22 protein-coding genes are annotated in these 18,684 nt (G+C 67.4%); 15 read left to right on the top strand and 7 right to left on the bottom strand.

What is annotated here, in order from left to right; translation table 11 throughout:
* Nucleotides 1-5 precede the first annotated feature (5 nt).
* Genes AC5Y3P_RS17190 through AC5Y3P_RS17150 form a run of 9 tightly spaced genes read left to right on the top strand, consistent with a single transcriptional unit; the run spans nt 6 to nt 6,892 of the window.
* Nucleotides 6-335, top strand: coding sequence for a hypothetical protein (locus tag AC5Y3P_RS17190; protein ID WP_500047127.1), 330 nt, complete (start codon nt 6-8; stop codon nt 333-335).
* A complete protein-coding gene (locus AC5Y3P_RS17185) occupies nt 332-1,597 on the top strand; it encodes a metal-dependent hydrolase family protein (RefSeq protein ID WP_500047126.1) in 1,266 nt (421 codons plus the stop codon). Before AC5Y3P_RS17190 ends, AC5Y3P_RS17185 begins: the two co-directional genes overlap by 4 nt.
* 9 nt (nt 1,598-1,606) lie before the next feature.
* Entirely contained in the window at nt 1,607-2,059 is a 453-nt protein-coding gene (locus AC5Y3P_RS17180) for a MarR family winged helix-turn-helix transcriptional regulator (RefSeq protein ID WP_500047125.1), read from the top strand.
* A 58-nt stretch (nt 2,060-2,117) separates the two neighbouring features.
* Nucleotides 2,118-3,224 (top strand): 2Fe-2S iron-sulfur cluster-binding protein, encoded by a 1,107-nt coding sequence (locus tag AC5Y3P_RS17175; protein WP_500047124.1) that lies wholly within the window; start codon nt 2,118-2,120, stop codon nt 3,222-3,224.
* Nucleotides 3,225-3,259: 35 nt separating this feature from the next.
* Nucleotides 3,260-4,003, top strand: a complete 744-nt coding sequence (locus AC5Y3P_RS17170) for an SDR family NAD(P)-dependent oxidoreductase (RefSeq protein ID WP_500047123.1) — start codon at nt 3,260-3,262, stop codon at nt 4,001-4,003.
* Nucleotides 4,004-4,053: 50 nt separating this feature from the next.
* Complete coding sequence (locus tag AC5Y3P_RS17165; RefSeq protein ID WP_500047122.1) at nt 4,054-5,325, top strand: aromatic ring-hydroxylating oxygenase subunit alpha; 1,272 nt, start codon at nt 4,054-4,056, stop codon at nt 5,323-5,325.
* A 2-nt stretch (nt 5,326-5,327) separates the two neighbouring features.
* Nucleotides 5,328-5,678: a hypothetical protein gene (locus AC5Y3P_RS17160; protein ID WP_500047121.1), complete on the top strand. Its 351-nt coding sequence runs from the start codon at nt 5,328-5,330 to the stop codon at nt 5,676-5,678.
* Nucleotides 5,679-5,698: 20 nt separating this feature from the next.
* Nucleotides 5,699-6,544: a TauD/TfdA dioxygenase family protein gene (locus AC5Y3P_RS17155; protein ID WP_500047120.1), complete on the top strand. Its 846-nt coding sequence runs from the start codon at nt 5,699-5,701 to the stop codon at nt 6,542-6,544.
* Nucleotides 6,545-6,586: 42 nt separating this feature from the next.
* A complete protein-coding gene (locus AC5Y3P_RS17150; protein ID WP_500047119.1) occupies nt 6,587-6,892 on the top strand; it encodes a hypothetical protein in 306 nt (101 codons plus the stop codon).
* 133 nt (nt 6,893-7,025) lie between these two features.
* Here AC5Y3P_RS17150 and AC5Y3P_RS17145 read toward each other — a convergent pair whose 3' ends face one another.
* The 4 genes from AC5Y3P_RS17145 to AC5Y3P_RS17130 form a co-directional block, all read right to left on the bottom strand.
* Entirely contained in the window at nt 7,026-7,880 is an 855-nt protein-coding gene (locus AC5Y3P_RS17145) for an SDR family NAD(P)-dependent oxidoreductase (RefSeq protein ID WP_500047149.1), read from the bottom strand.
* A 114-nt stretch (nt 7,881-7,994) separates the two neighbouring features.
* A complete protein-coding gene (locus AC5Y3P_RS17140) occupies nt 7,995-8,822 on the bottom strand; it encodes an SDR family oxidoreductase (protein WP_500047118.1) in 828 nt (275 codons plus the stop codon).
* Nucleotides 8,822-9,655, bottom strand: a complete 834-nt coding sequence (locus AC5Y3P_RS17135; protein WP_500047117.1) for a mycofactocin-coupled SDR family oxidoreductase — start codon at nt 9,653-9,655, stop codon at nt 8,822-8,824. The genes AC5Y3P_RS17140 and AC5Y3P_RS17135 overlap by 1 nt, the downstream gene beginning before the upstream one ends.
* A 16-nt stretch (nt 9,656-9,671) precedes the next feature.
* Nucleotides 9,672-10,475 (bottom strand): carboxymuconolactone decarboxylase family protein, encoded by an 804-nt coding sequence (locus tag AC5Y3P_RS17130; RefSeq protein WP_500047116.1) that lies wholly within the window; start codon nt 10,473-10,475, stop codon nt 9,672-9,674.
* A gap of 60 nt (nt 10,476-10,535) precedes the next feature.
* On the opposite strand from AC5Y3P_RS17130, the gene AC5Y3P_RS17125 reads away from it, so the two are divergent.
* Complete coding sequence (locus tag AC5Y3P_RS17125; RefSeq protein ID WP_500047115.1) at nt 10,536-11,222, top strand: TetR/AcrR family transcriptional regulator; 687 nt, start codon at nt 10,536-10,538, stop codon at nt 11,220-11,222.
* 106 nt (nt 11,223-11,328) lie between these two features.
* Here the strand turns inward: AC5Y3P_RS17125 and AC5Y3P_RS17120 are convergent, their stop codons facing one another.
* Nucleotides 11,329-12,531 (bottom strand): FAD-dependent oxidoreductase, encoded by a 1,203-nt coding sequence (locus AC5Y3P_RS17120; RefSeq protein ID WP_500047114.1) that lies wholly within the window; start codon nt 12,529-12,531, stop codon nt 11,329-11,331.
* A 163-nt stretch (nt 12,532-12,694) separates the two neighbouring features.
* The gene (locus tag AC5Y3P_RS17115; protein WP_500047113.1) at nt 12,695-12,973 is read right to left on the bottom strand and encodes a hypothetical protein; all 279 of its coding nucleotides are present in this window, start codon (nt 12,971-12,973) and stop codon (nt 12,695-12,697) included.
* A gap of 129 nt (nt 12,974-13,102) precedes the next feature.
* Here AC5Y3P_RS17115 and AC5Y3P_RS17110 point away from each other — a divergent pair, with 129 nt between their 5' ends.
* Nucleotides 13,103-13,318, top strand: a complete 216-nt coding sequence (locus AC5Y3P_RS17110; protein ID WP_500047112.1) for a helix-turn-helix domain-containing protein — start codon at nt 13,103-13,105, stop codon at nt 13,316-13,318.
* 2 nt (nt 13,319-13,320) lie between these two features.
* On the top strand, nt 13,321-13,875 hold the full coding sequence (locus tag AC5Y3P_RS17105) for a Clp protease N-terminal domain-containing protein (protein WP_500047111.1): 555 nt from the start codon (nt 13,321-13,323) through the stop codon (nt 13,873-13,875).
* Here the strand turns inward: AC5Y3P_RS17105 and AC5Y3P_RS17100 are convergent, their stop codons facing one another.
* On the bottom strand, nt 13,876-14,748 hold the full coding sequence (locus tag AC5Y3P_RS17100; protein ID WP_500047110.1) for a 1,4-dihydroxy-2-naphthoate polyprenyltransferase: 873 nt from the start codon (nt 14,746-14,748) through the stop codon (nt 13,876-13,878).
* An 80-nt stretch (nt 14,749-14,828) separates the two neighbouring features.
* On the opposite strand from AC5Y3P_RS17100, the gene AC5Y3P_RS17095 reads away from it, so the two are divergent.
* The 3 genes from AC5Y3P_RS17095 to AC5Y3P_RS17085 all read left to right on the top strand — a co-directional run bounded on the left by AC5Y3P_RS17095 (nt 14,829) and on the right by AC5Y3P_RS17085 (nt 18,660).
* Nucleotides 14,829-15,605 (top strand): S-methyl-5'-thioadenosine phosphorylase, encoded by a 777-nt coding sequence (locus tag AC5Y3P_RS17095; protein WP_500047109.1) that lies wholly within the window; start codon nt 14,829-14,831, stop codon nt 15,603-15,605.
* A gap of 48 nt (nt 15,606-15,653) precedes the next feature.
* Nucleotides 15,654-16,778 (top strand): nitronate monooxygenase, encoded by a 1,125-nt coding sequence (locus AC5Y3P_RS17090; protein WP_500047108.1) that lies wholly within the window; start codon nt 15,654-15,656, stop codon nt 16,776-16,778.
* Nucleotides 16,779-16,845: 67 nt separating this feature from the next.
* Nucleotides 16,846-18,660, top strand: coding sequence for a pyruvate kinase (locus tag AC5Y3P_RS17085; protein WP_500047107.1), 1,815 nt, complete (start codon nt 16,846-16,848; stop codon nt 18,658-18,660).
* The last annotated feature ends 24 nt before the right edge of the window (nt 18,661-18,684 follow it).

Here is an 18,684-nt window from a genome sequence, read left to right as displayed (position 1 = left end):
GCGTCATGACCAACCTGTTTCCCGCGGAATTCGCTGATCTGGAACGGTTTTCCCAGTGGTGTCTGCCCAACGAGGAGCAGCGCTACGCCAAGCGGCTGGCCAGCAACATGGACCAGATGCAAGAGTTCTACGACGTCATCACCGAGCGGGCCGAAGAGGCCATCTCCTACTGCGACAAGTTCCCGCTCGACGACATGCCCGAGGACGTCGTCAACCTGATGCGTCTGCTGTACGCGATGATCACGGTGTCCTTCCCGGTCGAATGCTGGAAGCAGCCGCGGGTGCCTGACTCCGGGGCCACCAGCCTGGACTGTGTCCTCGAGCCCGTCCCGTGACCGCTGCCACCGCGACAACGGTGCTGCGTGCGGCCCGCTGGGCCGACGTGGCGGCCGGCCAGATCCGCACCCCGGCCGTGCTGGTCATCGAGGGAAACCGGATCAGTGCGGTCAATCCCGAAGCGCCACTGCCGGATTCGGCGACCGTCATCGATCTGGGTGATGTGACGCTGCTGCCCGGCCTGATGGACATGGAGCTCAACCTGCTCATCGGTGGACCGGGCAACCCGGACGGGCTGCCCACCCCGATGCACGGTGTGCAGGACGATCCGGCCTACCGCACGCTGCGGGGTGCGGTCAATGCGCGCACCACGCTGGAGGCCGGGTTCACCACGGTGCGCAACCTCGGTCTGATGGTCAAGACCGGCGGCTATCTGCTCGATGTCGCGTTGCAGCGGGCCATCGATCAGGGCTGGCACGCCGGCCCCCGGATCTATCCGGCCGGCCACGCCGTCACACCCTACGGTGGGCATCTGGATCCGACGGTGTTCCAACGGCTGGCGCCCGGCGTCATGCCGCTGTCGGTGGCCGAGGGCATCGCCAATGGGGTGCCCGACGTCATCGCCTGTGTGCGTTACCAGGTCCGGCACGGCGCCAAGCTGATCAAGGTGTCCGCCTCCGGCGGGGTGATGTCGCACAGCACCGCCCCGGGTGCGCAGCAGTATTCGGACGCCGAGTTCGCCGCGATCGCCGACGAGGCGCATCGAGCCGGGGTTCGGGTGGCCGCGCATGCGGTGGGGGACAAGGCTATTCAAGCCTGCATCCGGGCCGGCATCGACTGCATCGAGCACGGCTTCTTGGCCAGCGACGAGACCATCCAGATGATGGTGGACCACGGCACCTTCCTGGTGTCCACCACGTATCTGACCGACGCGATGGCCATCGACCGGATCGCCCCGGAGCTGCGAAAGAAGGCCGAGGAGGTGTTCCCGCGCGCCAAGTCGATGCTGCCCAAGGCGATTGCCGCCGGCGTGAAGATCGCGTGCGGCACCGACGCCCCGGCCATCCCGCACGGCCAGAACGCCAAGGAACTCGGCGCGCTGGTGTCGCGCGGCATGACGCCCATGCAGGCCCTGCAGGCCGCCACCATCACCAGTGCCGATCTGATCGACGCGGCCGACGAACTGGGTCGGCTGGCACCGGGATACCTGGCCGACGTCATCGCGGTGCCGGGTGATCCGTCGCAGGACATCTCCACCACACTGGACGTGCAGTTCGTGATGAAGGATGGCCAGGTGGTCAAAGAGCCGCCACGGCGGTAGGAGGCGAGCATGGAACTTGGGGACAACACCCTGTGGCTGCTCAAGCAGGCGTTCCACTTCTCGCTCAAGTACGTCAACGACGCGGTGGCCGAACACGGTGTGACCACCGCGCAGATCGGCTTGTTGCGGCAACTCGCAGGAGAACCCGGACTGTCCGGCGCCGAACTGGCCCGCCGGCTGCTGATCACCCCGCAGGGCGTCCAGCTGGGGCTGACCGCGCTGGAGCGCCGCGGTCTGGTCGAGCGCAAGCAAGACCCGCAGCACGGCCGCATCCTGCAGGCCTTCCTCACCGATGAGGGGCGAGCGGTGGCCGCCGCGGTGGTCAGCGACGCCGTCGCCGCGCACGACGCGGTGTTCGGCGTGCTCGACGCCGATGAGCAACGCCAGTTGCGCACGCTGCTGGCCCGGGTGGTCGAGCAGGGCACCGGCCACACCGTGTTCCCCGACCACGTCGACGACTGAGGTCCCCAGGACCCGATCGACTGCAAACCCTTGAGATGAATCGCAAGTACTTGATATTATGACCGCAATGCACACTCCGACATCACCCTGCGCGCCCGCCGGCCCCGCCGATCAGGCCGAGGTCGTCGAACCGGCCGAGCCGAACGGGTCCGCCGGGCCCGTGGGCTTTGCCCCGCTGCGGATCAAGCAGGTGGTGCGCGAATCCCCGGATGCGGTCTCGCTGATCTTCGACCTCGCCGACGAGCAGGCCGACCAATTCCGTTACCAAGCCGGGCAATACTTGACGCTGCAGGTGTCGGTCGAGGGTCAGCAGCACCAGCGCTGCTACTCGATGTCGTCCTCGCCGGTGGCCGACCAAGACCTGCGGATCACCATCAAGCGGGACCGCGACGGCGTGGTGTCCAACTACCTCAACGACCAGGCTGCCGCCGGCGACTATCTGCATGCCGCGGCGCCGGACGGCCGATTCGTGCTGACCGACGCGGACACCGAACTGGTGGCGTTTGCCGGCGGCAGCGGCATCACCCCGGTGTTCTCGTTGGCCCAATCGGCGTTGGCCACCACCTCGCGTCCGGTCCGGTTGTTCTACGCCAACCGCAACGCAGAGGGTGTGATCTTCGCAGATGCCTTGGCGCAGTTGACCGCTGAGCACGATGGGCGGTTCGCCCTGCACCACCACCTGGATGCCGACACCGGCGTGGTCACCGCCGAGCACGTGGCGCAGTTCCTCGCCGACGCCGGCGACGCCGACTATTACATCTGCGGACCCGGTCCGTTCATGGACACCGTCGAGCAGGCTCTGCTGGACTTGCAGGTGCCGCGGAATCGGTTGCACCTGGAGCGATTCACGGTGGCCGCGCCCACCGAAACCGATGTCGACGCGTCGATGGCGACCGAAGAAGTCACCATCGAACTGGACCGCAAGACCGTGACGGTGCCCTACAAGGCCGGCAACACGCTGATGCAGACCGCACGGTTGGCCGGACTCAAGCCGCCGTCGTCGTGCGAGGTCGGGTCCTGTGGGACCTGTATCGCGCAAGTGGTCGAGGGCAGCGCGCGACTGCTCAACAACGACGCGCTCGACGACGACGAGATCGACGAGGGCTGGGTGGTCACCTGCCAGGCCATGCCGACCAGTCGTACGGTCCGGGTGGTCTGGGATTAGTGAAGGACGGGAAGCGTGCAGAGGGAGAATCAGCGATGACGCGGACAGCGGTGGTCACCGGCGGTGCCTCCGGGATGGGTGAGTCGACCTGTCACGAGTTGAGCCGACGTGGACACAAGGTGGCCGTCCTGGACCGCAATGCGCAAGCCGCGCAACGGGTTGCCGAACAGTTGCGGGCCGACGGGGGCACCGCGCTCGCCGTCGACGCCGACGTCACCGACCGCGCCGCCGTCGACGCGGCATATGGCAAGGTCCGCGCCGAACTGGGGCCGATCGAGATCCTGGTGACCAGCGCCGGTTTGTTCGACTACTCGTCGTTCGCCGACATCTCCATCGAGTCCTGGCAGCGGTTGATCGACGTCAACCTGACCGGAACCTTCCACTGCTGCCAGGCCGCGCTGCCGGACATGGTGGCCGCCGGCTGGGGCCGCATTGTGATGATCTCGTCGTCCAGCGCGCAGCGCGGCACGCCGTTCGCCGCGCACTACGCGGCGGCCAAGGGTGCGCTGCTGACCCTGACCAAATCGCTGGCCCGGGAATACGCGACGGCCGGCATCACGGTGAACAACATCCCACCGTCGGGCATTGAAACCCCGATGCAGCACCAGAATCAGGCGGCCGGCTACCTGCCGCCCAACGAGACGATCGCCGCCAACATCCCGGTCGGGCGACTGGGCACCGGCGAGGACATCGCCGCCGCCGTCGCCTTCCTGTGCTCCGAGCAGGCTGGCTTCATCACCGGCCAGATCCTCGGAGTCAACGGCGGAGCGGTGATGTGAGGAACCTTCGGAATTTTCTTCGACATCGGTACTAGCACAGGGAGATTGACATGGCAGTGCGATGGGCCAAGCCGGCCGAAGGCTCCTGGACGGAGCACTACCCCGAACTGGGCACCGGACCCATCTCGTTCCGGGATTCCATTTCGCCGGAGTTCTACGAACTCGAGCGGGAGGCGATCTTCAAACGCGCCTGGCTCAACCTGTGCCGGGTCGAGGAAATGCCACAGGTCGGTAGCTATCTGACCAAGCTGGTCGAAGCCGCCGACGATGCCCAGCTGATCCTGGTGCGCGGGGCCGACGACCGAATCCGGGCCTTCCACAACACCTGTCGGCACCGTGGACATCGCCTGGTGCCGGCCGACGACACCGGGACGGCGTTCAGCGGCCAGGTCGAACAGTTCAGCTGCCCGCACTGCGGGTGGCGCTACCGGTTGGACGGCACGCTCGAGCACGTGGAGAACGCCGAGCAGTTCGACGGGCTGGATTGGTCCGCGTACGGGCTCTCGGAAGTGCACTGCGACACCTGGGCCGGATTCGTCTTCGTGAACTTCGACGCCCAGCCGCGGCAGACGCTGCGGGAGTTCCTCGGCCCGATGATCACACCGCTGGATGCCTATCCGTTCGACAAGCTCACCGAACGCTACGACTGGGTGGCCTACAACAACAGCAACTGGAAGATCTTCGCCGACGCCTTCCAGGAGTACTACCACGTGCCGTCGCTGCACACCCAGCAGGTGCCGCCCGAGGTGCGAGATCCCAACCCGGGCTTCACCTGCGGGCACTTCCAGATCGACGGCCCGCACCGTCTGGTGTCCACCGCCGGCACCCGGCGCTGGCTGCTGGCCCCGGAGTACATGTATCCCATCGAACGGGCGACCCAAAGCGGTCTGGTCGGCCCGTGGCGCACCCCGGACATCGGCGAGTTGCCGATGGCGGCGTTGAACCCCGGCGGCATCGAACCCTGGGGGATCAGCAACTTCCAGATCTTCCCGAACATCGAGATCCTGATCTACGGCGGCTGGTATCTGCTCTACCGGTACTGGCCGACGTCGTACAACACCCACCGCTATGAGGCCTACACCTACTTCTCTCCGGCCAGCACGGTGCGAGAACGCATCGAACACGAGGTGGCCTCGGTGGTGCTCAAGGAGTTCGCGCTGCAGGACGCCGGCATGCTCGGCGGTACCCAGGCCGCGTTGGAGTACGACGTGGTCGACGAGTTCCCGCTCAACGACCAGGAGATCCTGGTGCGGCACCTGCACAAGGTGGCGGTGGACTGGGTGCAGCGCCACCGCAACGAGACCGCAACGGTGGGGGTCTGACCATGTCCGTTCAGCTGACCAGCACCAAGCGACTGCCCAGTGCCTTCGCCGAACTCGAGCCGTACGCCGAAACCTGGTGCCTGGCGACCGAAACCGAGCGCTGGAACCAGCGATTGGCCAGCACCATGCCGCAGCTGCACGAGTTCTACGATGCGTTCTTCCCGCGACTCGAGGAAGCCATCGACTACTGCGACAAGTTCGCACTCGACGAAATCCCGGATGATGCACTCAATCTGCTGCACCTGATCTACTCGCTGGTGATGGTGGCGATGGCGGTGGAGATCATGCACCAACCCGCTCCGGTGGACGCCGCCGACGCGGTGATGATCCGGACCGGCGAACCCCGACCCTGACTTCTGTGAAAGGACATGCCATGAGTGTGTTGACCATCAACAAGCTGACCGACTCCGTCGGCGCCGAGGTCGCCGGATTGGACCCGGGCCAGCTGAGCACCGACGACGGGTTGGCGGCCGCAGTGCTCGACGCACTCGAGGACAACGGGGTGCTGGTGTTCCGCGGGCTGCACCTGGATCCGGAAGCGCAGGTGGCGTTCTGCGGGCGGCTCGGCGAGGTGGATCGCTCCGGTGATGGCCACCACCCGGTGTCGGGTATCTACCCGATCACGTTGGACAAGTCGAAGAACAAGGCCGCTGACTATCTGCGCGCGGCGTTCATATGGCATATCGACGGCTGCACACCGATGGGTGACGAATGCCCGCAGAAGGCCACCGTGCTGACCGCGGTGCAGGTCGCCGAGGTGGGTGGGGAAACCGAATTCGCCAGTGCCTACGACGCTTACGAGTCGTTGACCGAAGACGAGAAGCAGGCCTACGGCGCGCTGCGGGTGGTGCACTCGCTGGAGGCCTCGCAGCGCAAGGTGCAGCCGAACCCGTCGCCGGAGGAGTTGGCCCGGTGGCGAGCCCGGCCCACGCATGAGAACCCGCTGGTGTGGACGCACCGCAACGGCCGCAAGTCGCTGGTGCTCGGGGCTTCGGCGGACTATATCGTCGGGATGGACCGCGACGAGGGCCGCGCGCTGCTGGCCGATCTGCTGGAGCGCTCCACCACCGAGGAGAAGGTGTACCGGCACAACTGGACCGTCGGCGACACCGTGATCTGGGACAACCAAGGTGTGCTGCACCGGGCTGCGCCCTACCCGCCGGACTCACCGCGAGAGATGCTGCGCACCACGGTGCTCGGTGACGAACCCATGCAGTAGCGGCCGGGTCGGCTGCAACCCCCTTGATCGATAGGAGCTTGGATGGCGAAGTCGCTGCTGTTCGTGGAGAGCCGACCGGTGTCCCCGGACCGGGTCGCCGACTATCACCGCTGGCACGATGAGGTGCACCTACCGGAAATGCTTGCCATCGAAGGCTTCAGCTCGGCCCGGCGGTGGCAGACCGACGGCGACACCTTCATCACGCTCTACGAGGTGGACGTTGACATCGACACCGCACGGGCCAACGTGAAGGCCGCGTTCGCCGGCGGGACCATGTCACCGCCGGAGCCGGTACAGACCGACCCGCCGGCCGTGCAGCGCTGGCTGTCGCTGGTGAGCGAGCAATAAGCTACGCCGGCCGGGCTGCCGCTCACCCGTTTCCGCCCGCCGCGCCTTCCCGCTCAACCATTTTCTTCCCGCTTATGTAATTCAATAAGCGCAACCAAAAGCGTTGAGCGGGAAAGCGTTAGGCGTTCGAGCGTCAGCTGGTGGGGCCGCCGCGGATGGTGAACGCACCGGCGTCGTCGATCTTGTCGAGCTGGCCCGCGAAGTCCTCGGCGCTGCCTTCGGTCAGGTCGACACCAGCGGTCTCGGCGATGAACACCCGCGAAACATGCTTGCCACCAACGCGATAGATGTATGCCGTGCGGTCACAGGACTCGTGCCCCAGGTAGATCACTACGGGCGTCACGCTTTCCGGCTCCAGGTCCTTGACCAACTCGGCCATGGTGTTCTCGGTCATCCGGGTCTTCGCGATCGGGGAGATGGCATTGACCAGGATGCCGTTGCGCTTACCCTCGATCGCCAGCACGTTCATCAACCCGATCAGACCGGTCTTGGCGGCACCGTAGTTGGCCTGACCGAAGGTGCCGAACAGCCCGGAGCCCGACGACGTCATGATGATCCGGCCGTAGTTCTGCTCGCGCATGACCGGCCAGGCCGCGCTGGTGACGTGGAACGCGCCGCGCAGGTGCACGTCGAGCACGGCGTCGACCTGCGTCGAGGTCATGTTCTTGAACGCGGCGTCGCGCAGGATGCCGGCGTTGTTGACCAGCACATCCAGGCTGCCGAACGCCTGCATCGCGGCGTCCACGATGCCCTTGCCACCTTCCGGGGTGGCCACCGAGTCGGTGTTGGCGATCGCGGTACCGCCCGCGGCGACGATCTCGTCGACCACGGCTTGGGCTGCCGAGGACGACGTGCTGGTCCCATCCACCGATGCGCCGACATCGTTGACCACCACCCAGGCGCCGCGGCGGGCGAATTCCAGGGCGTGACAACGGCCCAGCCCGCCGCCGGCACCGGTCACCACCACGACACGGCCGTCAAAGTTCAATTCGGACAACTGCTCCACCTTCGTACCAGGCACTTGATATCAACTAGTTGGCTTTAGCCGAGCATATCGGCCGCCGGACCCGCTGCAGCGGTGCCCCCGGCGTCCCTTCGGCGGTCAGCGTGCCTCGGCCTGCGCCATCATCTCGGCCAGCGTGGCCGGTTGGGCAGCCAGGAAACCGTTCCAGTCCGACGCGCGGTCCACCAGCACATCGCGCACCTGCGGATGGGTGTAGACCATGAAGGTGTCGGCCAGGATCGCCTCGGCGACCTGCTCGCCGACCACCTCGGGCAGCAGTACCTCGAATTGCAGACCGGGATAACCCTTTTCCACCTCGGGCCCGAAGTTCGGCGGCATGGTGGACAAGATATTGGTGGCCACCGGCCCGGGGCACAGCACCGTGACGCCGACGCCGCTGTCCCGCAAGTAGAGTGCCAAACCCTCGCTGATCTGGAGCACCGCGGCCTTGGTGGCGGCGTACGGCAACCGGTCATAGGAGTAGGTGTAGAGCCCGGCGAAAGACGCGGTGTTCACGATGTGGCCGTGACCCTGCTCGATCAGCAGCGGGAGGAAGACGGCGTTGCTGCGCACCACCGACATCAAGTTGATGTCGATCACGCGTTGCCATTCACTGACCGGCAGGTGCTCGGGGCGCCCGCTGGTCAGCACGCCCACGTTGTTCATCACGACGTCGACGCGGCCGAAGGTCTGCAGGCTGAAGTCGCGCAGTTCGGCGAACGACTGCTCGGCGCTGACATCGCAGCTGAATGCCGCGGCCCGGCCGCCCTGCGCGACGATCTCGGCGACGACCCCATCAGCACCGTCGGCGTCGATGTCGGCGACGACGAGCGCTGCGCCGCGCCGGGCCAGGGAATGCGCACTGGCCCGGCCTATCCCGCTGGCGGCTCCGGTGATGACGGCGGTGGCGCCGGACAGTGCCGTCATCAGCGCACCGTGAAACCGGCGTCCAGCGGCCAGGCGACGCCGGTGATGAACTTCGCTTCCTCGGAGACCAGGAATGCGACCGCGTTGGCTACGTCTTCGGCTTCGAGCATCGGGATCGGCAACGCGTTCTCCATGCCGGAGATCGCGTTCTGCCCACCGGCCGCGGCCTGCTCCATCAGTGCGGTCATCATCGGGTTCAGCGTCATGCCGCTGGCCACCCCGGTGGGGTGGATGGTGTTGACCCGAATCCATTCTGGCGCCAGGTAATTGGCCAGGTTCTGCATGAGTGCCACCAGTCCCCGTTTGGCCGCGGCGTAGGCGTTGCCGCCGGCGTTCAGCGAGGCGGTGCCCTTGATGCCTGCGGTCGAACTGGTCAGCACGATCGACCCGCCGCGTTTGCCCTCGCGCATGGTGGGCAACCCGGCCCGCACGGTCTGGTACACCCCGGTCAGGTTGGTGTCGATGACGTCGCGCCACTCGGCCATGAAGTCCTCGGTTTCGGCGCCCAGGCGCACGATGCCGGCGTTGGCGATGATGATGTCGAGCCGGCCGAACCGCTCGACACCTTCGTCGACGGCGTCCTGCAGTTCGGTCAGGTTGCGCACGTCGGCCTTGCGCGCCACCATCCGGGCGCCCTGCTGCTCGACCAGTTTCGCGGTCATGGCCAGGTCGTCCTCGGTGGCATTGGGGTAGCCCATCGATTCGATGTCGGCGCAGATGTCGATGCCGATGATGTCGACACCTTCGCGGGCCAGTCGCACGGCATGTGCGCGACCCTGACCGCGGGCCGCGCCGGTGATGAACGCCACCTGTCCGCTGAGTCCTTGTGCCATTGGATTTTCCGTTCTGCTAGGGGGTTTGGCCGGCCGACGCGGCGGCCAGGCGCTGCACGGTTTCGTCGGCGGCCTGCTGCAGCATGCGGGCCTTGGGAAAGCCGCTGTAGGCGGCGAACTGCAGGATCACCTCGTTCATCTCGCCGGGGTTCAGGTCGCCGGATTCCAACGCCGAGCCGACATGCGAATAGATCGGGCCGATGGCGTCGGACACCCCGACGCACGCGATGGTGATCAGCCGTCGCTCGCGGCGGCCCAGGCCCGGGCGTTGCCATAGGTGGCCGAACACGAACGCCAGGATGCCGGCCTGGAAGTACGGCGAATCCTTGGGCGGTGGCGGCATCTTGTTGATCTCGATGAAGCACTCTTCGCCGGCGGCCAGTCGTTCGTCGTGATCGGTGGGACCCAGTGACCCCGGGCTGAGCTCGGGACGCATGTGCGAGAAGTCTTCGCCGCGTTCGGCGGCGATCCGCGCCATCTGGGTGCGCAGCGCACCCTCGGCCTGGGCGCCTTTGGGCCAGCCGCAGTACACCGCGAAGTGCAGAACGAACTCCAACAGTTCCTCGGTGCTGAGGTCGCCGCTGGCCAGCGCCGCGTACATGTGGTCGTTGATCTCGTCGACGGCGTCCGAGGCGCACACGCTGGTCAGGGTGACCAAGCGGCGGTCTCGGCGGCTCAGCCCAGGCCGGGCCCAGACCTGGCCGAACACGAAGTCGGCGCACGCGCCGGCCAGCGGCGTCGGCGGTTGGTCCGACGGCGGCGCGCTCGCCATGACGTCTCGAATGGTCTCGGTAATCCGCGGGTCCACCAGCACCTCCATGCAATCGACTTAAGGTTAAGGCGAAAGACTTAACAATGTCCAGTGTGAGAATCTACTGTCATGACGCCGCCGCAGACCGTGCCGGTCAGACCCTCTGCCAAACAGCAGTTGGTGCTGACCGCCGAGCGGTTGTTCGCCCAGCGCGGTCTCGACGGCGTGCCGTTGCGGCAGATCGGGGTCGAAGCGGGGTCTGCCAACAAGTCGGCCGTGCAGTACCACTTCGGCTCGAAGCAGGCGTTGATCCGCGCGATCCTGCTCAACCGGCTCGAACAGCTCGGCCAACGACGACAACTGCTGCAGGCCCGAGCCGACCCCGATGACCTACGCAGCGTCGTGGAGGCCCAGCAGCTCCCGCTGATCGAGCTCGCCGAGGACGAAAACTGTTATTACCTACCGTTTTTGGAGCAGTTGCTGCGCTCCGGTCCGGAGAACCCGCTGGCTGAGCTGCCGGATGAGCAGCAACGCTCGCAGCAGGCGTATGTCGAGCGGGTGGGTGCGCTGATCGCCCACGTGCCGCAGCCGCTACGCGATCACCGGATCCACCAGGTGTCGGCGATGTGCGTGCACACCTGCGCCGATCGGCACCGCGCCCGGGTGTTCGGCTCCGACCTGCTGAGCTATGGCCTGCACGTCAGCGCATTGCTCGACGGCATGGTGGCCCTGTTGGCGGCGCCGCTTTCCGAGGAGACCGAGCGCGCTCTCGGCGAACTCGACCCGGCGCGCCCACGTTGGCGTCCGATGCTCTGAGGTGTCCGCCGGCCCACCCCTGCTCGTTCAGATAGCGTCCAGGTAGGCGAAGCGGGCAACTTTCCGTACCTGGCTTCTAACCGAATGAGCTTGGGACGGCTTTGGGTCAGCGGCGCGCCGGAGCTGGAATGTGTTCGGGGCGTACGCCGGTACCGACCACATAGGCCGGTAGCACCGACAGCTGCGGGATGCGACGCAGCAGCTTCAGCACCGCTGCGGGTGGACTGAGCTCGGCGCCGGACAGCACCGGGCCGAGCACGCGGGCGTGCACGACCCGCTGTACTGCCTGCGTCACCACGGTCGGTAGCGTGCGGCGGCGTTGCACTTTGGCCAGATCATCTGTGCTGACCCGGTTTTCGCGCAGCGGCTGGTACAGCAGTCGGGTGGCCGCGACGGCGTCCTGAACGGCCAGGTTGATGCCCACCCCGCCGGCCGGCGACATGGCGTGCGCGGCATCGCCGATGCACAGCAGGCCCTCGCGGTACCAGGTGCGCAGCCGATTCATTTGCACGTCGAGCTTCTTGACGTCGTCCCAGGAGTTCAGCCCGCTGGTGTCGGAATCCGGGATCAGTTCAGCCAGTTCGGCTTTGAACGCGTCCATGCCACGCGCACGCAGCTCGGCGTCAGAACCCTTGGGGATCAGGAACGCGATCTGGTAGTAGCCGACCCGCGGGATCATGATCACGGCCCGGCCCGGTGCGGTGCGCGGGACCAGGGAGTATTCGCCGTCGGCGCGTGGGATGCGAAACCACCACACGTCGAACGGCACCGGGTACTGCCGGGGCGCCAAACCGGCGTCTTGGCGCACGACGGAGGAGCGCCCGTCGCAGGCGATGGTGAGGTGCGCGCGCAGGTCGGCGTCACCGTCGGGACTGCGGTACCGCACCCCGGTGATCCGGTCGCCGTCGCGCAGCAGGCCGGTGGCCTCGGTCTGCATCCGCAGGGTGAAATTCGGTTCCGCCTTGCCGGCGTCGGCCAGCATGTCCAAGAAATCCCACTGCGGCACCATCGCGACATACGGATGCGGTTGGCGTAACCGGCGAAAGTCGGCGAACGTCACCGGCACACCGTCCAACGGGAAGGCGGCCGTCTCCAGCTTGCTGTACGGGATCTGGTCGAAAGCCTCGAGCAGGCCGAGCTCGTCGAGCAGGCGCATGGTGCTGGGATGCACGGTGTCGCCGCGGAAGTCGCGCAGGAAGTCGGCGTGCTTCTCCAGTACGGTGACCTCGACCCCGCACCGGGCCAGGATCAGGCCCGCCATCATGCCGGCCGGGCCGCCACCGACTATCAGGCAGGTGGTGTCGGGCATGCGCGCCATTCTTCCGGTCGCGGAGGGTGCAACGCCAGCCTCAATCCGAGCGGATGTTGCCGCGGTCGACTGCCGTCGACCCGGGTCAGCGCCGGCACGGCAACGAGCCGACCTTCATCATGCGGACTCAGCGAGCCGCTCTCGAGCTCGCTGACCCGCTCGACTACTCGTCGGGTCGGCTGCTGACTTCGCGCCGCACCCGGGTGCGCTGCCAGTAGATCCAGGCGAACCCGAACACGAACAGCACCACCGCCACGATTCCGGCGACCACACCGGCCGTGCTGCGGTCGGTACCGAAGCTGGCGATCGAGATCAGTACCGCGAAGACGCCGAGGCCGATCGCGAACAGGCCCGGCTTGCCGGCCGGGTTCTTCATCGCCTCGCCGGCATGCGGCAGATGGGTGCGTTGGTGGTCGACCGGATCCTCGGCGTCGTCGCCCATGGCAGCTTTCCTCCTCAGTAAGACCTGTACGCGGTATGCCCGACATTGCCGGTCTTCAATCGCTGCGGCTTTGACCGATGTGTCAACTCGGCTTGACATCCGGCCGTCGTGTCAAGTTTGATTGACGACATGGCGGAACCCGCTGAGCTACCCGTCGAGGACTTCGGCAGCGTCGACCCGGCAACCGGACTGCGTGCCGTCCGCGCGTTGCAGCGCCTGCAGGAGCGGCTGGAAGCACTGCACGTGGCCAAGGCCCGCGAGCAGGGCTGGAGCTGGCAGGCCATCGCCGATGCACTCGGCGTGAGTCGACAGGCCGTGCACCAGAAGTACAACCGTCGGAGGTGAGCATGTTCGAACGCTTTGCCCGCACGGCCCGGGTGGCCGTCGCGTTGGCCCAGGAGGAAGCGCGTGACCTCGGCGCCCGCGAGATCCGGCCGGAGCATCTGCTGATCGCGGTGCTCGACCCCGCCGACGCCGCACTGACCACGATGTGCGCCGGTTTCGGGCTGACCGCCGACGACCTGCGCACCCGGCTCGGCAGCGCGGCCGGAACCTTCGACGACGACGCCGAGGCGTTGCGTGCGATCGGCATCGATCTGTACGCGGTGCGGGATGTGGTGACCGAATCCTTCGGCCCGCTCGCGTTCGACAACGCGGTCAGCAGCTCAGGACGACGCCGTCGCCGTCGTGGGCTGGTGCCGTTCAGTCGCGCCGCCCGCAAGGCGCTGGAACTGGCCGTACGCGAAGCCGCTAGTCACCGCCAACCCGAGATCCGGTGTGAGCACCTGCTATTGGGCATTCTGGGTTGTGCTGACGGGGCCAGCCTGAGCCTGGTGAGCCAGCACGTCGACGTCGCGCAGTTACGCGCGGCGGTCACACAGCTACTGACCGACGCCGCCTGATCAGGCGGCCAACAGCAAGGCAGCACCGACCGCCACGGCCCACACCAGCATGGTCAAGCCGGTGTCGCGCAGTACCGGAATCAGCTGCGGACCAACCGCATTGCCGACGACCGGCCGAGCCGCCCGGACCGCCAACGGCGTCGCCAGCAGACCGAGTAGACACCACGGCGTCGCGGCCGCCAACCCCAGGGTCACCAGGCCGGTCACCGCCAGCAGCCCGACGTAGAAGATCCGGGTTCGCTTGTCGCCCAATCGAACCGCCAAGGTGATCTTGCCCGAGGTGGTGTCGGTGGGGATGTCGCGCAGGTTGTTCGCCACCAGCACCGCCGAGGACATCGAACCGATCGCCACGGCGCATGCCAGGCCCACCGCATCGACGCGCAGCGCCTGGGTGTACTGCGTGCCCAGCACCGCCACCAGACCGAAGAAGACGAACACCGCGACCTCGCCCAGGCCGGAATAGCCATACGGTTTGGCGCCGCCGGTGTACAGCCAGGCCCCGGCGATGCACACCGCGCCGACGGCGATCAACCACGGATTGCTGAAGAGCGCGAGCACCAGGCCGGCCACCGCACCCACGCTCAACGCCAGCACCGCCGCGGTCAGCACCGCGCGCGGTGCGGCCAGCTTGGAACCGACCAGCCGCAGCGGACCGACCCGGTCGTCGTCGGTGCCGCGGATGCCGTCGGAGTAGTCGTTGGCGAAGTTCACCCCGATGATCAGCGCGACCGCGACCACCAGCGCGAGCAGCGCCTTCCACCACACCGCGCCGCCCAGCCAGGCGGCCGCTCCGGTGCCCGCGATCACCGGGGCCACCGCGTTGGGCAGGGTGCGGGGTCGAGCGCCTTCGATCCACTGGGCCACGGATGCCATGGCACAGATCGTTGCATCCAGCCGAACCCCGGGTGCACCGGCCCGGTAACTCGGTGCAGGTGGTACCGCAGAATGGTCGGATGCTCGGAGTGATCGGCGGCAGCGGCTTCTATTCGTTCTTCGACGACGACGCGCGCAGCGTCGACCTCGACACCCCCTACGGCGCGCCCAGCGCCGCGGTCACCATCGGCATGGTCGGCGCACGCGAGGTGGCGTTCCTGCCGCGGCACGGCCGCAACCACGAGTTCTCCCCGCACACCGTGCCGTACCGGGCCAATCTGTGGGCGCTGCGCGCGCTCGGTGTGCGGCGCATCTTCGCACCGTGCGCGGTCGGCAGCCTCACCCCCGACCTGGGTCCGGGTGCGCTGGTGGTGCCCGATCAACTCGTCGACCGCACCAGCGGACGGCCCGCCACCTACTTCGATCGCGGCGGCATCCACGTCAGTTTCGCCGACCCGTACTGTCCGGATCTGCGTCAAGCCGCGGCCGGGCTGCCCGGCGTGGTCGACGGCGGCACCATGGTGGTGATCGAAGGCCCGCGGTTCTCCACCCGGGCCGAGAGCCAGTGGTACGCCCGGCAGGGCTTCACCTTGATCAACATGACCGGTTATCCCGAGTCGGTGCTGGCCCGCGAGCTCGAAATCTGTTATGCGGCAATCGCTCTGGTCACCGATCTGGACGCCGGCGTGGAAGCCGGCGCCGGTGTGCGCGCGGTCGACGTGTTCGCCGAGTTCGACCGCAACATCGGCCCGTTCAAGAAGCTGGTACGCGAAGCGCTCGACGGGGTCGACGAGGTGGGCACCTGCGCGCACTGCCAGGCGCACGACGGGGTCAAGCTGCCGTTCCAGCTGCCCTGATCAGGGGCCTGGTTGAGTCTTTGACACCCGTCAAGTAATACTGGCGGCATGAAGACTTCGCTGCGTGAACAGTTCGGCATCGAGTTCCCGCTGTTCGCTTTCAGCCATTGCCGCGACGTGGTCGCCGCAGTCACCAACGCCGGTGGGTTCGGCGTGCTGGGCGGCACCGCGTTCACCCCCGACCAACTCGACCAGGAGCTCACCTGGATCGACGAGCACGTCGGCGGCAAGCCCTACGGCGTCGACATCATCGTGCCGGCCAAGTTCGAGGGCAAGGGCGAAAGCCTGTCCAAGGACGACCTCGCCAAGCGCATCCCCGACTCCTACCGCAGCTACGTCACCGAGCTGCTGGCCAGCCACGACATTCCGGCCGAGGATGTGCGGCTGGCCGGGTCCAGCCTGTCCGGCGACACCGGTGCCGCGCTGCTCGACGTCGCGCTGCAGCACCCGATCAAGCTGATGGCCAACGCGCTGGGTGTGCCGCCGGACTACATGATCGAGGCCGGCCGCAAACACGGCATCCCGGTGGCCGCGCTGGTCGGCGCCCGTGAGCACGCGGTCAAGCAGGTCAAGGCCGGTGTCGACCTGATCATCGCGCAGGGCACCGAGGCCGGCGGGCACTGCGGCGAGGTGTCCACGTTGGTGCTGGTACCCGAGGTGCTCGAGGCGATCGCCGAACTCGGCAGCGACGTCCCGGTGCTGGCGGCCGGCGGCATCGTCACCGGCCGGCAGATGGCCGGCTGCGTGGCGATGGGCGCGGCCGGCGCCTGGACCGGTTCGGTGTGGCTGACCACCGAGGAAGCCGAGACCGCGCCCTACACCGTGCAGAAGATGCTGGCCGCCACCTCGCGCGACACCGTGCGTTCGATGGGCCGCACCGGAAAGCCGTCCCGGCAGCTGGCTTCGGACTGGACCGACGCCTGGCTGCCCAGTGAAGGCGGGCAGAAGCCACTGCCGTTGCCGCTGCAGTCGATGCTGTGCGAGCCGGTGCTGCGCCGCATCGACCGCCTGGCCGAAGGTGGCCACGAGGGTGCGCAGAAGCTGGCCACCTACTTCGTCGGCCAAGGCGTCGGGCTGATGAACAAGGTGCGCCCGGCCCGCGAGGTGGTGCTGGAGTTCATCGAGGACTACGTCGCGGCTGCCGAGCGGTTGTCGGCCTCGCTCGGGGAGTAACCGGCGGCGCGGGTAATCAACGCGCAGTATTCACCCTGGCGACACCCAACCGGGTTAGCGTCGAAGGGTGATCGCCGAAGAGCTCGATCAGCTGGCCGCCGAGCTGGCCGAACTGCTGGAGTCGTTGGCCGAAGCCGAACGGCTTTGGGCGCCTTGGGTGCAGGCCGTTGCCGCCGAACATCATCTGAGCGCGGTCAACCTGGTGCACTACTGGGCGATCCGGCAATTCGATCTGCGCGACCTGCAGTTGCGGTTGGGCCGGCTGGGTCTGTCCTCACTGGGCCGCAGCGAATCTCACGTCGCCGCGACGCTGCAGGCCGTCGCCGCGGCCATCGCCGCGCTGCGGGGCTTGCCCTACGAACCGGTCGGCACCGCGAGTGTGCCGTTCGGCGCCGGTACCCAGGTTCTGGATCGCAACGCCGAAGAGTTGCTCGGTCCGGCGCCGGCCGGCAACTCGGCGCGGATCATGGTGACACTGCCGTCGGAAGCCGCCACCGACGCGGGTCTGGTCGAGCGTTTGGTGCAGCGCGGCATGTCGATTGCGCGGATCAACTGCGCGCACGACGACGCCGACGCGTGGCGCGTGATGGCCGCCAACGTCCGCGCCGCCGGACGGCGGGTCGGCCAGGAGGTGTTGATCGCGATGGACCTCGCTGGTCCCAAGCTGCGCACCGGGCCGTTGTCCGAAGGCCCGAAAGTGGTGCGGCTGCGGCCGGTTCGCAATGCGCGCGGTGAGGTACTGCAGTCCGCCCGCGGCTGGTTGACCTCGGCGAGCAACCCGGCCGCCGCGCCCGACGAGCTGACGACGCTGCCGGTCACCGGCGGATTGGTACGTCAGCTCAGTGCCGGCGACGTGCTCGAACTGCGTGATGCCCGCGGATCCCGGCGCTGGCTGGAGGTCGAGCAGGTCGGCTCCGGCGGAGCCGTGGTCAGCTGCGAACAGACCGTGTACCTGGAAACCGGCACCACCTTGCATCCGGTCGGGTCGGAGCTGACCGCGCAGATCGGTGAGCTTGAGCCGGCGGTGCAAGCGCTGCGGCTGCAGGCCGGCGACGTCCTGCAGGTCACCCGCGACCTGACCCCGGTGCCGGTCGACGTCAGCCCGCCGCGGATCGGCTGCACCCTGCCCGAGGTGTTCGACATCATCGAGATCGGGGAGCGGGTGTTCTTCGACGACGGCAAGATCGGCGGCGAGGTGGTGGCCGTCGAGTCGGGCAGCTTCGAGGTCCGCATCGACCACCCGGTGCATGCGAGTGCCAAACTGCGTGCCGGTAAGGGCATCAACCTGCCCGACACCGATCTGCCGGTTTCCGCCTTGACCGATAAGGACGTCGCGGATCTACCGACGGTCGCCGAACTCGCCGACATCGTGCAGTTGTCGTTCGTGCGGGAGCCCGAGGACGTGGCCCGGCTGCTGCAACTGCTCGACGAGGTCGACGATCACGAGCTGGGCGTGGTGCTCAAGATCGAAACCCGGGTCGGGTTCGAACATCTGCCGCAGCTGGCCTTGATGGCGATGCGACGCAGCCGGGTCGGCGTGATGATCGCGCGCGGCGACCTGGCCGTCGAGTGCGGGCATGAGCGGATGGCCGAGGTGCAGGAGGAGATCCTGTGGCTGTGTGAATCCGGGCATCTGCCGGTCATCTGGGCCACCCAGGTGCTCGAGCAACTGGCCCGGACCGGTATGCCGTCGCGCGCGGAGATCAGCGATGCGGCTCTGGGCGAGCGTGCCGAGTGCGTGATGCTGAACAAGGGGCCCTACATCGACGAGGCAGTCGAGACGTTGGCCGACATCCTGAGCCGGATGGCCGGGCACCACCGCAAGAAGAGTGCACTGCTGCGCCCGCTGCGGGCCTGGCGCCCGGAACGAGCCAGGCCGTAACGCCGTCTCCGTCCTCTGCCCGCT

The organism is Mycobacterium sp. NGS45, from assembly GCF_059812645.1.
This window is presented reverse-complemented; position numbering and strand designations above follow the sequence as displayed.

Bases quoted from the DNA above. Each gene is read 5' to 3' on its own strand.
- AC5Y3P_RS17135 (WP_500047117.1), bottom strand. From the start codon at position 9,655: ATGGCACAAGGACTCAGCGGACAGGTGGCGTTCATCACCGGCGCGGCC.
- AC5Y3P_RS17150 (WP_500047119.1), top strand. From the start codon at position 6,587: ATGGCGAAGTCGCTGCTGTTCGTGGAGAGCCGACCGGTGTCCCCGGAC.
- AC5Y3P_RS17180 (WP_500047125.1), top strand. From the start codon at position 1,607: ATGGAACTTGGGGACAACACCCTGTGGCTGCTCAAGCAGGCGTTCCAC.
- AC5Y3P_RS17095 (WP_500047109.1), top strand. From the start codon at position 14,829: ATGCTCGGAGTGATCGGCGGCAGCGGCTTCTATTCGTTCTTCGACGAC.
- AC5Y3P_RS17110 (WP_500047112.1), top strand. From the start codon at position 13,103: ATGGCGGAACCCGCTGAGCTACCCGTCGAGGACTTCGGCAGCGTCGAC.
- AC5Y3P_RS17175 (WP_500047124.1), top strand. From the start codon at position 2,118: ATGACCGCAATGCACACTCCGACATCACCCTGCGCGCCCGCCGGCCCC.
- AC5Y3P_RS17155 (WP_500047120.1), top strand. From the start codon at position 5,699: ATGAGTGTGTTGACCATCAACAAGCTGACCGACTCCGTCGGCGCCGAG.
- AC5Y3P_RS17140 (WP_500047118.1), bottom strand. From the start codon at position 8,822: ATGACGGCACTGTCCGGCGCCACCGCCGTCATCACCGGAGCCGCCAGC.
- AC5Y3P_RS17160 (WP_500047121.1), top strand. From the start codon at position 5,328: ATGTCCGTTCAGCTGACCAGCACCAAGCGACTGCCCAGTGCCTTCGCC.
- AC5Y3P_RS17120 (WP_500047114.1), bottom strand. From the start codon at position 12,531: ATGCCCGACACCACCTGCCTGATAGTCGGTGGCGGCCCGGCCGGCATG.
- AC5Y3P_RS17115 (WP_500047113.1), bottom strand. From the start codon at position 12,973: ATGGGCGACGACGCCGAGGATCCGGTCGACCACCAACGCACCCATCTG.
- AC5Y3P_RS17090 (WP_500047108.1), top strand. From the start codon at position 15,654: ATGAAGACTTCGCTGCGTGAACAGTTCGGCATCGAGTTCCCGCTGTTC.
- AC5Y3P_RS17170 (WP_500047123.1), top strand. From the start codon at position 3,260: ATGACGCGGACAGCGGTGGTCACCGGCGGTGCCTCCGGGATGGGTGAG.
- AC5Y3P_RS17125 (WP_500047115.1), top strand. From the start codon at position 10,536: ATGACGCCGCCGCAGACCGTGCCGGTCAGACCCTCTGCCAAACAGCAG.
- AC5Y3P_RS17100 (WP_500047110.1), bottom strand. From the start codon at position 14,748: ATGGCATCCGTGGCCCAGTGGATCGAAGGCGCTCGACCCCGCACCCTG.
- AC5Y3P_RS17165 (WP_500047122.1), top strand. From the start codon at position 4,054: ATGGCAGTGCGATGGGCCAAGCCGGCCGAAGGCTCCTGGACGGAGCAC.
- AC5Y3P_RS17105 (WP_500047111.1), top strand. From the start codon at position 13,321: ATGTTCGAACGCTTTGCCCGCACGGCCCGGGTGGCCGTCGCGTTGGCC.
- AC5Y3P_RS17190 (WP_500047127.1), top strand. From the start codon at position 6: ATGACCAACCTGTTTCCCGCGGAATTCGCTGATCTGGAACGGTTTTCC.
- AC5Y3P_RS17130 (WP_500047116.1), bottom strand. From the start codon at position 10,475: ATGGAGGTGCTGGTGGACCCGCGGATTACCGAGACCATTCGAGACGTC.